Raw genomic sequence first — 13,148 nt, forward strand, 5'->3', positions numbered from 1 at the left:
ATGAGAGTGATAGCAGGAGATTTTAAAGGGCGCCGGCTGAAAGCCGTTCCTGGAACCGGCACCCGGCCGACTTCTGATAAAGTGAAGGAGGCGTTGTTTCATAAGCTTGGCCCGTTTTTTTCTGATGGGGAAACGGTGCTCGATTTATTTGCAGGAACCGGAAATCTCGGAATTGAAGCGCTGAGCAGAGGCTGCAGCTCGGCTGTTTTTGTCGACAAAGCTCAAACCGCCGTCAAGACAGTCCGGAGCAATATTGATGCTTTGAACCTTGGCGAGCGGGCGGAAGTTTATCGTTCAGAAGCTTCTAAGGCAATCGATCGTTTGGAAAGCCGGGGGCGTAGTTTCGATTTAGTGTTCTTCGATCCTCCTTACGCAGAAGAAAAAGCAGAACAGCTAGTAGGAAAGCTGTTGAACTGCTCGATGTTAAAGGAAAACGGCATGCTGATATGGGAACACGCCGCAGCAAAAGCGGCAGCGTTTGACGAACGACTGTCGGTTTTCGCAGAAAAAAATTATGGTGACACAACGCTTACAATATTGCAGCTGACGGGAGGTCCTGAAAATGGCGAGTAAGGCAATTTATCCAGGAAGCTTTGATCCGGTTACCAATGGCCATCTGGATATAATCGAACGGGCACACAATGTATTCGATCATGTGGTGGTGGCGGTGCTGCATAACCGGAAAAAAGAGCCGTTCTTCTCTATTGACCAACGGGTAAAATTAATTGAAGAATCGGTCAAACACATGCCAGGCGTGGAAGTGGATGCTTTTCACGGGCTCTTAGTGGACTATGTAAAAGAAGTGAAAGCCGATACGATTGTAAGAGGCCTCCGGGCTGTGTCTGATTTTGAGTATGAAATGCAGGCGGCTTCAATTAACAGAAAGCTTGAACCCGGAGTAGAGACTTTTTTTATGATGACAAATCACCAGTATTCTTATTTAAGCTCGAGTATTGTAAAAGAAGTAGCGGAATACGGAGCGGACGTTTCCGGCCTCGTGCCTGCGCATGTGGAGGAGGCACTTCGGAAACAGTTTGAGAAAAAGAGCCGGGGGTAGAAGTGCGATTCGTTGCAAATTTCCAGCCATCCTTCGTATGATGAAGAATAATCGTTTAATAAAGGATGAAGACCATGTATCACAACCGAAACAGGAAAATGCGGCGGATTATTACTGCGGCTGTCATAGCAGCTGTTGTGCTTATATTAACGCAGGCGCCTCTCCCGTATTATTATATACAGCCGGGCTCAGCGGCCAGCTTGTCCTCCGTTGTAGAGGTGGAGGAGGGAGCCGGGGAGTCCGGTGAGATGTATTTAACGACTGTTTACCAGCAGGGAGCTACCCCGGCGCTCGCTTTATGGTCGGTATTTTCTCCTTACCGGGAGCTTTCCCCAAAGGATTCCTACCAATTCGGAGATGAAAGTGAGGAAGAATTTTTTGAACGCCAGCGCCAGGTGATGGAGAGCTCCCAGGAGTCTGCAGAAATAGCAGCGTATGAAGCGGCTGGAAAGACAGTGAATGTAAAATACCGCGGAGTAAGGGCCAGTGATTTTATTGATGGAATGGATGCGGCAGAAAAGCTCGAGGAAGGAGACTTGATCCAGGCGGTCAATGGCAGAGAGGTTCAGACACTTGAGGAATTAAACAACGCGATTGAGGGCATAGAGACCGGCGAGAAAGCAACTATAGCCTTCCAGCGAAATAAAGAGCAGATGGAAGCAGAGATAGCTGTGGAATCATTTCCGGCCTCGACAGGGGAGGAAGAAAGCTCGGGTCTTGGAATATTGTATCCTTATACAGAAAGGTCCGTTTCTCTTAACCCAGAGGCCACAATTGATGCAGGCTCCATAGGTGGGCCCTCCGCCGGCTTGATGTTTGCCCTTGAAGTATACAATCAGCTTACAGAAGAAGATATTACAGGCGGAAAAAAAATAGCCGGCACCGGGACCATTGATGAACAGGGTGAAGTTGGCCCAATTGGCGGAATAGATAAAAAAATCGTCGCAGCGGATAAAAAGGACATAGATGTCTTTTTTGCCCCGGATGCCGGCATGGCTTCTCCGTCCAATTATGAAATTGCCAGGCAGACGGCACGAAGCATCAACAGTGATATGAAAGTGGTGCCAGTGGCAACGCTGGAGGAAGCAGTGGAGTATCTGAAAAACGATTTAAAAAAAGCTGAAAGCAATTCTTAAAAAAGCAGAAGGGGCGGAAGGTCATAATCTCTCCGCCATTCTTTCTGTCTTTCAGAAGGTGGAAGCAAAAGCGCATAAGCAGTATCAGCTCTTTCGCCCACAGCCAGCTGCGGCGTTTTTTTATTAGTCATTTTTGTGTAAAGAGGGATAGAAATATTCTTTTTAGCTTTATTTAGATAAGTTCTCCCCCGTGCATTCATGCCGAGCACCCTCAGGTGATCAACGTGCTGGCCATCAGAGGCTGCGTGAGCTTCCTCTTTTGTAAGGCCGGTCAATAGATGTACTGCGGTGCGCTGCAGCCGTGTTAAAGTATAGCGCTTCGTTTTAACCAGCTGCAGCCACTGCCCGAAGCCGGTTGCTTCTTTCATCAGGCGCTGCATGCGGTGATGGAGGCCTTCGGACATATCATAGAGAGAGGCAAGGTCGGCGGTGGGCATGGTCAGCATTTTTGCCTGTAGAACTGAAAAGTAATCCTCCCAATAGCGCAGGGCTGGAAGGCCGGCTAGAATACGCCTGGACGCCTCAGGGATATAAGCACTGATATCTTCGTTTCTTTCAAGCATGTGCCGGAGACTGGTGGCGCTCGCGATAGACGGATCCCGCGGAGAAATATCGTGATAAGAAGCGTTTTTACGTTTGATGGTGCCTATGTGAAGCGAGGGATACATCCGGGCGGCAGCGTTTGTGTAATGAAAGCCGAGGATATTGTTTGGCTGGCTCAAGTCCGGCAGCGAGCCCGGAGCCTCCAAGTCTCTATATGCCAGTTCGTTTGCTTTGGCGTAGCTGCAGCCTCCCTGAATATGAAAGCGGACGCGCTCATCAAAACGGCCCCTGTGGGTGTGCAGGAAATCAACAAGCTGTACAAATGGGGCAGCTTTTCCATGTTCACTCCCGAAGTTCAAATGAGTAATGCCAAGCTCTCTACAGATGGAAACAGCCCCCGCAGCAAATATGTCGGCGTGCTGGCAGGCGAACATGTACGGAAGCTCAATAACAAGGTCGGCGCCGCTCGAGAGCGCCATTTCCGCCCGCTCTCTTTTAGGAACGAGAGCTGGTTCACCCCGCTGGAGAAAAGGGCCGCTCATTATACATACGACTACATCCGCGTTACTTTGGGTGCCGGCCTGTTCGAGATGGTAGAGGTGGCCGTTATGGAAAGGATTGTATTCGACAACCATTCCTAAGACATTCATGATAGGACCGCCTTTCAACTAGGGTATTTTCGGTAAATATCGCTTTTCTCTTTTCTTTATTCATGATACGATGTTTTTCGAGAGTTCAAAAGGGTTTACTGTAAAGAAAAAATATTGACAAAGGTCGTTTCGATGGATATAATTACTCTTGTTGTCTGGAGGTGGATCCAATGAAATGGGGTATCCAGCAGTTACTTTCAAAGAAGCACGAACAATCGTTTAACATTGAAGGCAGCGCAGATGTATCAGAAATGATTGAGCGTGACAAAGAATTAAGGGATATCAGTGCCGTGCAGGTTCAGGGCGAAGGATCGATCGTTGAAGAAACCTTCCATGTAAGCCTGCGGTTAAAAGGAACAATGATACTACCATGTGCACGGACGCTCGCGGATGTCCACCATCCGTTTGATGTGGAAATGTTTGAAGCATTTCGGCTGGACGGTATGCCGGCGGACGAAGAAAACATTAATGAACACGAGCCAGAAGATGGTTTTGTCGATCTTCTCCCATATATTAAAGAAAACATTTTCCTTGAAATGCCCTTCAGAGTTTTCGCCAAAGAAGGGGACGGTGAGCCGCTTGCTCCTCAAAGTGGAGACGACTGGCGGGTAATCTCGGAGGATGAATTAATAAAGGAACGGGAGCAGGAAGCTCCTAAAGTTGATCCGAGAATGGCTGATTTATCGAAGTATTTCGATAAAGGCTCCAGCTGATCCAAAATCATTCACTGGTTGAAATAATCTTTATCTTATAAGGAGGTGGGAATCATGGCAGTACCTTTTAGACGTACTTCTAAGACCCGTAAACGTATGCGCAGAGCTCATCAAAAAGTAGCAGTACCAGGTATGGTAGAATGTGAACAATGCGGAGAGCAGAAACTATCTCACCGTGTGTGCAGAAACTGCGGTTCTTACAAAGGCGAAACAGTTGTAGAAAAATAAAAAACAGGGTGCCGTTTTCGGCGCCCTGTTTTTTTATGATATCGGAAAGGCATTGCTTATGATTCAGTGTCAGAAAGCGGTGGTTCTGCAGTTAGCTCCTCTGCTTTCTGCGGCTGTACCCCTTTTGGATACCAGACATATGGATTTTCGCCACGGTCCCTGACCGGGTTATATTCTGCGGGCTCAAAGCCCATTTTCAGCCAGAAATCATCTGAACGCTGCCGTGCGTTTGTTTTAACCGGCAGCTCAAAGCTCTTTGCGTAATTGACAAGCTCTTCGCCAAAACCACGTCCCTGGTATGGCTCGAGTACTTCAAGCTTCCAGAGTTCAAGGTAGTCCTGGGGAGGATCAAAAAAGCGGTCATATTTGCCGGTAATTGTATATAAGCACATACGTGCGACCAGCCGGCCTCCAAAATAGATGCCGTAAAATGGAGAACGGATGTCGTTTTCCATGATGTTTTCCTCGAGCTCTTCCTGCATAGAAAGCTCTTGAGCGCCAACTTCTTTGAAGTTTTGAAATTCTTCTAATGTCTTGTAGTTTATGAGTAATGGTACAACTTCAATTCCACTCATGCGATTGGCCTCCTTCACTAATAACTTCCAACTTCATTATACACGAAAACGCTTAAAGTCGAAAAGTGAAAAGTCGTCCGTTTGGATCGTGCGGTGCTACTAGTCCGGAGAGAAGAGATATGCTAAAATGCTTGAGACATCTATAATTCATTAATAGTATTGTGGTTTAATGTGATAGAGTTAAGAAAATGAGAGCAAACTGGATGAGGGAAAGTGACAAATATGCTACAGCAGATATATGGATGGTTAATGGAAGCAGGCTTGGCGCTGCCGCTGGTTTTTTGGTACATAGCCTATCTGGTCACGGCAAAATTAACGAAAAGAAAAGCATATGCCTTCAGGGCCGCCTGCGACTCAACTACGCTGTTGTTCATCGCTTCGGTCCATAGATGGTCAAGTGACCTGTGGAACGAATCCTACCTGTGGGTCATTTATTTAGTGATTCTGGCCAGCGCTGTCGTGATTTCCATTATTCATTATCATTCCCGCGAGGAGCTGGAGTTTTTTCGGGTGCTGAAAGGCATATGGAGATGCAGCTTTTTTATATTTGCGGCAGGATACATCCTCTTAGCCGGATATTGGGCCTATCTGCAGATTATGGCATAGAACGGAGCAAGGCGTGAAGGAAGGTAGTTTGACATGAAAGTTCTGTACGAACAACCAATAGAAACCGATTATTTTTTACATGACTATCAAGCGGGCAGGCCCGGTGCCAGGAAGCTCTTTCATTACACTGGGGAAAATCAGGGGGTAGAGGACCGGCTTCGTTATTTAGACGGCCGGTCCTTTGAGCGCAGGTACTTAAAGCAGCTTCTGCAGAAGTATAATGGCGGGCTGTATTATGGGGATAAAGCGGTCAAGGCTCTTGAAAAAATGGACAATGACGAGGCCGTGGTGGTAGCGGGCGGCCAGCAGGCTGGCATGCTCACCGGCCCCTCGCTGGTAATTTCCAAGGCATTATCAGTGCTAAAGCTTGCAGATCAGGAGGAGAAGCGGCTTGGGCGTCCGGTCCTTCCATTGTTTTGGATTGCAGGGGAAGATCATGACTGGGAGGAAGTAAACCACGTCAATTTCCCGGCTGAAGGGCATTTAGATAAAACGAGGTTCGAAGGAAACTTTCTGCCGAATGTGCCTGTGTCAGAGCAGCCGTTTGAAGCAGCGGAAGTGGAAGCGTTCGTGGAAGAAGCTTTTTCAAAGCTCCGCGAAAGTCCATTTACGAAAGAATTACGAGATGAAGTGTATGTGCTTTTGAATCGTTCAAGGTCGTGGTCCCAGTTTTTTGCAGAGATGATGCGCTGGCTGTTTAAGGATACAAAACTTATCATGATGGATCCGCAGCAGCCGGAATGGAGAGAACTGGGAAAGCCGCTTTTTAAAACTTTGCTTTCCGATCCAGATAAAATAAATGCGGCTGTTTATCAGGGCACAGCTGAAAGAAAGGCAGCGGGATACGACGAGGTCGCGGGCATCAATTTTGACAGCGGGCATCTATTCTATCATATAAACTACGTGAGACATCTGCTTGAATATAAAGATGGAGCCTGGAGGAGCCGGAGATCGGGAAAAACTGTGGGGACGGAGAAATTACTAGAAGAAGCAGTGCGCCAACCCACCCGTTTCAGCACTGACGTAATTACCCGGCCGCTGATGCAGGAGCAGATGCTCCCGGTTCTGCACTTTGTGGCAGGGCCAGGGGAAATGCAGTATTGGTCTCTTTTAAAGCCATTGTTTGAATTACTCGGCATGCGGATGCCGGTGGTGCAAAAGCGTATGGAAGTGCATTATGTCACCCGTCAGGTACAGCAGGCCGCTGAAAAAGAGAATGTTCCCTATAGAATGCTGCTGGATTTACCTTTACTCGAACAAAAACTCCAGGAGGTGCGCCGCGCTGCCCTGGAAGTGGACGGGAAAGCAAAAGCCCTCCAGGCGTTGGAAGAAATGAAAGAAGCTCATGCAGCTCTTGCTAAAGAATGGATTCGCCAGTTTCCTTCACAGGAAAGTTTTGCGAAAGAAAACTGGAGACGGATTGAAAAAGAAACCTGTTACCTTGGAGAACGGCTGGATGCAGAGCAGGAGCGGAGAGTGCAGATACATGTCCGGCGGCTGGAGTTAATTATCGGCCGCCTGTATCCTCGCCGGGAACCGGCGGAAAGGCAGGTTAATATTTTATTTATGTTAAACGAATTCGGCGCCTTTCTTCCGGCGCAGACGGCTGCCGAAACAGAATGGAAAAGCGGCCGGCAGAATATTATATTACTGTAGCATCTGCACACTAATTTATACGTTATCCGGCTGAAAGCTTCCCGAAATATCGGGGAGTTTTTTTTTTGTTAAAAAATTTTCCGGAAAAAGTGGTACAAAGTGGGGGAATGTGGTAACTTAAATGTAAGGAGTGGTGAAAGGTTGGGTCCATATGTTTATGGGAGAATATCAACATAATATGGACGATAAAGGAAGAATTATTATACCCTCCCGTTTTCGGGAGAAGTTGGGAGATTCTTTCGTCGTTACCCGTGGTCTGGATGGATGCTTGTTTGTTTATCCATATGACGAATGGGAACGCATTGAAACTAAATTAAAAGCTTTGCCTTTCACAAAAAAAGATGCAAGGGCATTCACCCGTTTTTTCTTTTCAGGAGCGTCAGAATGCGAACTTGATAAACAGGGGCGTTCGATGATTCCAACCACCCTCCGCCAATATGCAGAATTAAAAAAAGAATGTATGATCATCGGGGTAAGCAGCCGAGTAGAAATATGGGATAAACACAAATGGGACGAATATTATGCAGAATCAGAAGAAGTATTTCCAGACATTGCAGAAAACATGGCCGACCTGGATTTTTAGCGCAGTATCAAACACGTTTTTGCCGGAGGAATAGAAGTGCCGCCACAATTTGAACATGAAACCGTATTGAAAGAAGCATCAGTCCGGGGGCTGAATATTCGTCCGGACGGGGTGTATGTTGATTGTACTCTCGGCGGCGGCGGACACAGTGAAGAAGTCATGAAGCAGCTTTCTTCCGAGGGCCTTTTAATAGCCTTTGACCAGGATGAGGAAGCGATCGCTCATGCAGAGCAGCGGCTCCGGGTTTATGGAGAAAATTTCAGGATCGTACATAGCAATTTCCAGTTTTTAAAAGAAGAACTGCTCGAGCTTCATACTGAGCAGGTAAACGGGATATTATTCGATCTTGGAGTGTCATCACCGCAGTTCGACCGGCCGGAAAGAGGGTTCAGCTACCGCTATAATGCCCCGCTTGACATGAGGATGGATAGGCACCGGCAGGAGCGTACAGCAGCACACATCGTCAATGAAGCATCGTTTCAGGAAATCTGGCAGATTCTCTCAGAATACGGGGAAGAGCGTTTCTCAAAACAGATTGCCAGAAAAATCGAAAAAGCGCGTGAAGATCACCGTATTGAAACAACCGAAGAACTAGTGGAAATCATCAAAAGTGCAATACCTGCACCGGCCAGGAGAAAAGGCGGGCATCCGGCGAAGCGGACTTTTCAGGCTTTGCGAATTGCTGTAAATAATGAACTTGATGTGTTCAAAGAAGCGCTTGACGATGCGCTGACCATGTTAGCGCCCGGCGGAAGATTGTGTGTCATAACATTTCATTCGTTAGAAGACAGGATTTGTAAAAAGTTGTTTAAACAGAAAAGTTCTCCACCTCCGCTTCCGAAGGGACTCCCGGTCGTGCCCGATGAAGCAGAACCAGATTTCAACCTGGTCACAAAGAAACCGATCCTGCCATCAGAAGATGAACTTACGCAAAATCCAAGGGCGGCTTCCGCGAAGCTTCGAATCATCGAAAAACGCGAGGAGGATAAAAAATAATGGAGAATTTGGCACAGCAGATAAAACGCCAGCAGGAAGACAAACAAATAGTACATAAAAAAGTCCAGTACCACGTTCGCGGTGGTATTACAAAAGGTGAAAAACTGATTATGACTGCGGTCATTGTCGGGATTCTAATCGCCTCCTTTTTCATCGTTTCGAATTTTGCCACCATACACGCCCAGGATCAGCAAATCGACCAGACCGCTACACAGATCCAGGAGCAGCAGCAGGTGAATCAAAACCTTGAACTGCAGGTGGCTGAACTTAGTTCACCGGAGCGCATCATGGATTACGCTAAAAATGAACTGGGCATGGAAATGAAGGACGAAAATATTCAAGTTGTAAACGGAACAGAACAGAACTAACACAGAAGGGAGGGGAAACCGTGGGGACACGGCAGTACCGCTCCCTTCTTGCAAGTTAACCAGCGGCCCCGTTACATGTAAAAACTCAGGTGGTGAACGTTCTCAGCATGAAGAAATTGAAAAGTACGAAAGTGCGGGCGCTCCTATTGGTCCTTGCTGTCTCTATTTTTTTCCTTATTTTCACGGGCCGCATGGTCTATATTCAAGTGGGAAAAACGGTAGAGGGCAATGACCTGGCAAGTATGGCAGACTCCAGGTATACTACAACTGAAACCGTCGAGGCGAAGCGGGGGACTATTTTCGATAAGAAGGGCGAACCGCTGGCAGAACAGGTGCCATCCTATTCGGTTTATGCAGTGCTCGATGAATCCTACGATGATCACGTGAAAAATCCAGCTAAAGTAGCTGAAAAACTCGGTCCATTGATCGGCATGGAAGCAGCAGAGCTGAAAGAAATGCTCAACCGCGACCAATATCAGGTGGAACTCGGTTCAGGAAGCAAGTATTTAACGTTATCTGAAAGAGAAGAAATTGAACAGCTTGGCCTCGCAGGCATACATTTTCGTGAAGAGCCGACGCGTTATTATCCAAACCAGACGTTTGCAAGTCATGTCCTTGGCTACATGAGCCGGGATATGTCAGAAGCTCACATGGGGCTCGAAGCCGGGTTAAATGAAGAATTGACCGGTAAAGACGGCACGAGAACAGAATCGGAAGAGAATGCTCTTCTTGACGAAGATGAGACAACGACGAACACAGCTAAAGATGGCAAAGACGTTTACCTGACACTGGATGGCAATATTCAAAGCGTGCTTGAACAGTCGATGTCAGAGGTGGAAGAAAACTACAATCCAAACAAAATGATGGGCGTTGTGGCAGACGCAGACAGCGGTGAAATCCTCGGAATGAGCAACCGGCCGAGCTTCAACCCGAATGAATATGAAGAAATCGAAAATTATACCAATTATGCTGTGTCCGACCAGTTTGAGCCCGGCTCGACGATGAAAATCTTTACGCTGGCTGCTGCGATTGATAAAGGCGTCTTTGAAGGCAAAGATACTTATGAATCCGGCACATATAACGTGTCCGGAGAAACGATCCGGGATCATAACAACGGGGAAGGCTGGGGCGAAATCACTTATAATGAAGGGCTCCGCCGTTCTTCGAACGTAGCATTTATGAGAATTGCGCTTGAAATTCTGCCTGAAGGAGCCCTATTTAATTATCTGGAAAAATTCGGATTCGGCCAGGAAACCGGGATTGATCTCCCGAATGAGGCGGACGGGGCGTTAGCGGAAGAAACCCCATTAAACGTTGGTATAACAGCCTTTGGGCAGGCGTCTACAGTCACTCCTATTCAAATGATTCAGGGGGCTACTGCCATCGCTAATGATGGCAAAATGATGCAGCCTTATGTGATCGATCATATTGAAAACCCGAACAACAACGAAACAACGTATGAATCCGAGCCCAAAGTAGCAGGGGAGCCGATCAGTAAGAAAGCGGCTAAAAAGACAAGGGAAAAGCTGCAAACCGTTATTGAAGGTGAACATGGCACTGGGGCTCCGTATCAGATTGATGGAGTCGAGGTTGCAGGAAAAACTGGTACAGCCCAGATCTCTGACCCTGAGGGAGGAGGATATCTGAGTGGAGAAAACCAAAACATTTTTTCCTTCATTGGTATGGCCCCGGTGGACGATCCGGAAATTATTGTTTATGTTGTTGTGGACCGTCCGGAGCTGGAGCCGACAGAAACTGGCTCTGATGCCGTGAGTGCTATTTTTAATCCGGTGATGCAGCAGAGCCTTTCATACATGAACCTTACCCCTTCGGATGTTGAAGACAACAAGGCGTATGAAGAATCTGGCATTGAATTTGAAAACTACACTGGGAAGTCAGTAAAAAAGGCTAAAAAAGCCGCTAAGAAAGCCGGTCTCGAGCCGGTAGTCATCGGCAGCGGAAATCAGGTCGAAAATCAGATCCCGACAAAGACAGAGCGCCTGATTGTAGGTGAAAAAGTAATCTTCCTGACGAACGGCCAGAAAAGCATTCCGGACGTCAGTGGATGGTCCCTCCGGGAGATCCAGCGTCTCGAAAAACTGCTGGAGGTCGATATAACGGCAAACGGTTCGGGCTATGTCAGCACCCAATCGGTTGATCCGGGGACGGCCGTAAGCGCTGCTGAAAAAATGGAAGTGGAGCTGGTGCCTCCGGACGAGCTGCAGAACGCCGAGACAGAGCAGCCGGCAGAAGAAGAAAATGCTGAAGAAAATGAAAACGATGAAGTGCAGCCGGAAGAGGCTTCTCCCCAGGAAACAGAGGGAAGCCCCGGGGAAGAACAGCCAGAAGAAAGTGAAGCACCAGCAGAAAACTAATGACGATTGCCCCATGACATGCTTGATTGTTCACATTAGAATGAGTGGGGTGTACGCAGAGGACTTTTTTCGTTCTCTGCGTGCATGTTCATTAAAAGACACCCGGGAAGGGCGAAACACATTTTTTCTATAATTAGTGGTAAACACTTGCTCCGGATAGAAAAGAGGCACGGAAATGAAATATATTACAGATATTATTCCAAGCATAATGGTGAGGCTTGAACGCGAAGATAAAGAAATAGAAAGTTTACATATGGATTCCAGGGAAGTCACCCCAAATGGTCTGTTTTTTTGTATTGAAGGAACAAAAGTCGACGGCCACGATTTTGCCTCCCAGGCAGTAAATAACGGAGCTGCAGCGGTAATAGCTGAACGGCATGTAGATGTTGAAGCGCCGGTGTGGCTCGTAAAAGATACGCAGAAAGTGATGGCCTACGCTGCGGATCATTTTTACGATCATCCTACAAAAGATGTTCGTGTAATAGGTATTACTGGAACGAATGGTAAAACGACTACCAGTCATTTAGTCGAATCCATCCTGAACGAAGAGCAGACAAAGACAGGTTTAATCGGCACAATGTATGCCAAAATTGGAAGTGAGTCCATAGAGACAAATAACACGACACCCGAATCTCTCGAGCTGCAGCAGCTGTTTGCCGGTATGAGGGACAAAGAGGTGAAAAGCTGCGTGATGGAAGTGTCGTCTCATGCCCTGCAGATGGGACGCGTACGAGGCGTACAGTTTCGTACAGCAGTTTTTACGAATCTTTCCCAGGACCATCTGGACTACCACGGATCGATGGAAAGCTACAGAAATGCGAAAGGCCTTCTGTTTTCCCAGTTAGGCAACAGCTTTGCAGGAGAGCTGAGTACAGCAGTTTTAAATGGTGACGACGCAGCTTCCGCTTACTTCGAAGCAGTAACCACAGTGCCAGTGCTTACGTACGGTCTCAGTGAAAATAATGATATTTACGCTGAGAATATAAACACGACAGGGAGCAAAACATCCTTTACGCTGCATACTCCTTGGGGCAGCACCGAAGTGGAATATCCACTGCTTGGGAAGTTCAATGTGTACAATGCTCTTGCAGCTATTGCTGCCTGTATTGCAGAAAATGTATCAGTCACAAGTATCGTGGATGGACTGAAACATGCCCCGGGGGTAAGCGGCAGGTTTGAAGCTGTAGAAGCCGGGCAGGAAAGTACGATTGTCGTTGATTATGCGCACACTCCAGGCGGACTTGAAAATGTAGTCCAAACAGCCCGGGAGATGACTGAAGGACGTCTTTATGCCGTAATAGGCTGCGGGGGCGACAGAGATAAAGAAAAAAGGCCGAAGATGGCAGCTGTTGCGGAAAAGTTCAGCGATATGGTGATCCTTACCTCAGACAATCCGCGTTCAGAAGACCCGGTTAGCATATTAGAGCAGATGGAAGCAGGATTTACCGGGAACACATATGAAATAATCGAAGACCGCGAAAAGGCGATCGAACGTGCCGTATTCCTGGCAGGAGCCGGAGACACCGTGCTCATTGCAGGCAAAGGGCATGAAACGTACCAGATAGTAGGAGATCAAACTTTGCCATTTGATGACCGCAAAGTAGCAAAAGAAGCAGTCAGAAAAAATAATAAACAGGCGTAGCGTTTCGTACTGAAAGGAGC

The 13,148-nt window shown here is 47.4% G+C and carries 14 protein-coding genes; 12 read left to right on the top strand and 2 right to left on the bottom strand.

Annotated features, from left to right (window positions below):
* From rsmD to CHL76_RS03070, 3 genes are all read left to right on the top strand, one after another.
* Complete coding sequence (gene rsmD / locus CHL76_RS03060; RefSeq protein WP_079476082.1) at nucleotides 1-573, top strand: 16S rRNA (guanine(966)-N(2))-methyltransferase RsmD; 573 nt, start codon at nucleotides 1-3, stop codon at nucleotides 571-573.
* A complete protein-coding gene (gene coaD / locus CHL76_RS03065) occupies nucleotides 563-1,057 on the top strand; it encodes a pantetheine-phosphate adenylyltransferase (protein WP_079476083.1) in 495 nt (164 codons plus the stop codon). Before rsmD ends, coaD begins: the two co-directional genes overlap by 11 nt.
* A gap of 74 nt (nucleotides 1,058-1,131) precedes the next feature.
* Nucleotides 1,132-2,193 (top strand): SepM family pheromone-processing serine protease, encoded by a 1,062-nt coding sequence (locus CHL76_RS03070; protein WP_158219053.1) that lies wholly within the window; start codon nucleotides 1,132-1,134, stop codon nucleotides 2,191-2,193.
* On the opposite strand, the gene CHL76_RS03075 is transcribed toward CHL76_RS03070, so the two are convergent.
* Nucleotides 2,190-3,386 carry a nucleotidyltransferase gene (locus CHL76_RS03075; RefSeq protein ID WP_079476085.1) on the bottom strand — a complete coding sequence of 399 codons (1,197 nt, stop codon included), beginning with the start codon at nucleotides 3,384-3,386 and terminating at the stop codon, nucleotides 2,190-2,192. The genes CHL76_RS03070 and CHL76_RS03075 overlap by 4 nt on opposite strands.
* Before the next feature lie 170 nt (nucleotides 3,387-3,556).
* Between CHL76_RS03075 and CHL76_RS03080 the strand changes: the two genes are divergently transcribed.
* Nucleotides 3,557-4,099 carry a YceD family protein gene (locus CHL76_RS03080; RefSeq protein ID WP_079476086.1) on the top strand — a complete coding sequence of 181 codons (543 nt, stop codon included), beginning with the start codon at nucleotides 3,557-3,559 and terminating at the stop codon, nucleotides 4,097-4,099.
* A 54-nt stretch (nucleotides 4,100-4,153) separates the two neighbouring features.
* A complete protein-coding gene (gene rpmF / locus CHL76_RS03085; protein WP_079476087.1) occupies nucleotides 4,154-4,327 on the top strand; it encodes a 50S ribosomal protein L32 in 174 nt (57 codons plus the stop codon).
* Nucleotides 4,328-4,383: 56 nt separating this feature from the next.
* Here rpmF and CHL76_RS03090 read toward each other — a convergent pair whose 3' ends face one another.
* A complete protein-coding gene (locus tag CHL76_RS03090; RefSeq protein ID WP_079476088.1) occupies nucleotides 4,384-4,902 on the bottom strand; it encodes an N-acetyltransferase in 519 nt (172 codons plus the stop codon).
* A 222-nt stretch (nucleotides 4,903-5,124) separates the two neighbouring features.
* Between CHL76_RS03090 and CHL76_RS03095 the strand changes: the two genes are divergently transcribed.
* The 7 genes from CHL76_RS03095 to CHL76_RS03125 all read left to right on the top strand — a co-directional run bounded on the left by CHL76_RS03095 (nucleotide 5,125) and on the right by CHL76_RS03125 (nucleotide 13,128).
* Nucleotides 5,125-5,508: a DUF3397 domain-containing protein gene (locus CHL76_RS03095; protein ID WP_233133209.1), complete on the top strand. Its 384-nt coding sequence runs from the start codon at nucleotides 5,125-5,127 to the stop codon at nucleotides 5,506-5,508.
* 33 nt (nucleotides 5,509-5,541) lie between these two features.
* Nucleotides 5,542-7,164: a bacillithiol biosynthesis cysteine-adding enzyme BshC gene (gene bshC / locus CHL76_RS03100; protein WP_079476090.1), complete on the top strand. Its 1,623-nt coding sequence runs from the start codon at nucleotides 5,542-5,544 to the stop codon at nucleotides 7,162-7,164.
* Between the two features lie 151 nt (nucleotides 7,165-7,315).
* A complete protein-coding gene (gene mraZ, locus CHL76_RS03105; RefSeq protein WP_022792688.1) occupies nucleotides 7,316-7,747 on the top strand; it encodes a division/cell wall cluster transcriptional repressor MraZ in 432 nt (143 codons plus the stop codon).
* A gap of 36 nt (nucleotides 7,748-7,783) precedes the next feature.
* Entirely contained in the window at nucleotides 7,784-8,743 is a 960-nt protein-coding gene (gene rsmH, locus CHL76_RS03110) for a 16S rRNA (cytosine(1402)-N(4))-methyltransferase RsmH (RefSeq protein WP_094907853.1), read from the top strand.
* Complete coding sequence (gene ftsL / locus CHL76_RS03115) at nucleotides 8,743-9,111, top strand: cell division protein FtsL (RefSeq protein WP_079476093.1); 369 nt, start codon at nucleotides 8,743-8,745, stop codon at nucleotides 9,109-9,111. The genes rsmH and ftsL overlap by 1 nt, the downstream gene beginning before the upstream one ends.
* A 107-nt stretch (nucleotides 9,112-9,218) precedes the next feature.
* On the top strand, nucleotides 9,219-11,486 hold the full coding sequence (locus CHL76_RS03120; protein WP_094907854.1) for a penicillin-binding protein: 2,268 nt from the start codon (nucleotides 9,219-9,221) through the stop codon (nucleotides 11,484-11,486).
* A 175-nt stretch (nucleotides 11,487-11,661) separates the two neighbouring features.
* Nucleotides 11,662-13,128, top strand: coding sequence for a UDP-N-acetylmuramoyl-L-alanyl-D-glutamate--2,6-diaminopimelate ligase (locus CHL76_RS03125; RefSeq protein ID WP_094907855.1), 1,467 nt, complete (start codon nucleotides 11,662-11,664; stop codon nucleotides 13,126-13,128).
* Nucleotides 13,129-13,148: the final 20 nt, after the last annotated feature.

This window comes from Marinococcus halophilus, assembly GCF_002265875.1.
Classification (GTDB): domain Bacteria; phylum Bacillota; class Bacilli; order Bacillales; family Marinococcaceae; genus Marinococcus; species Marinococcus halophilus.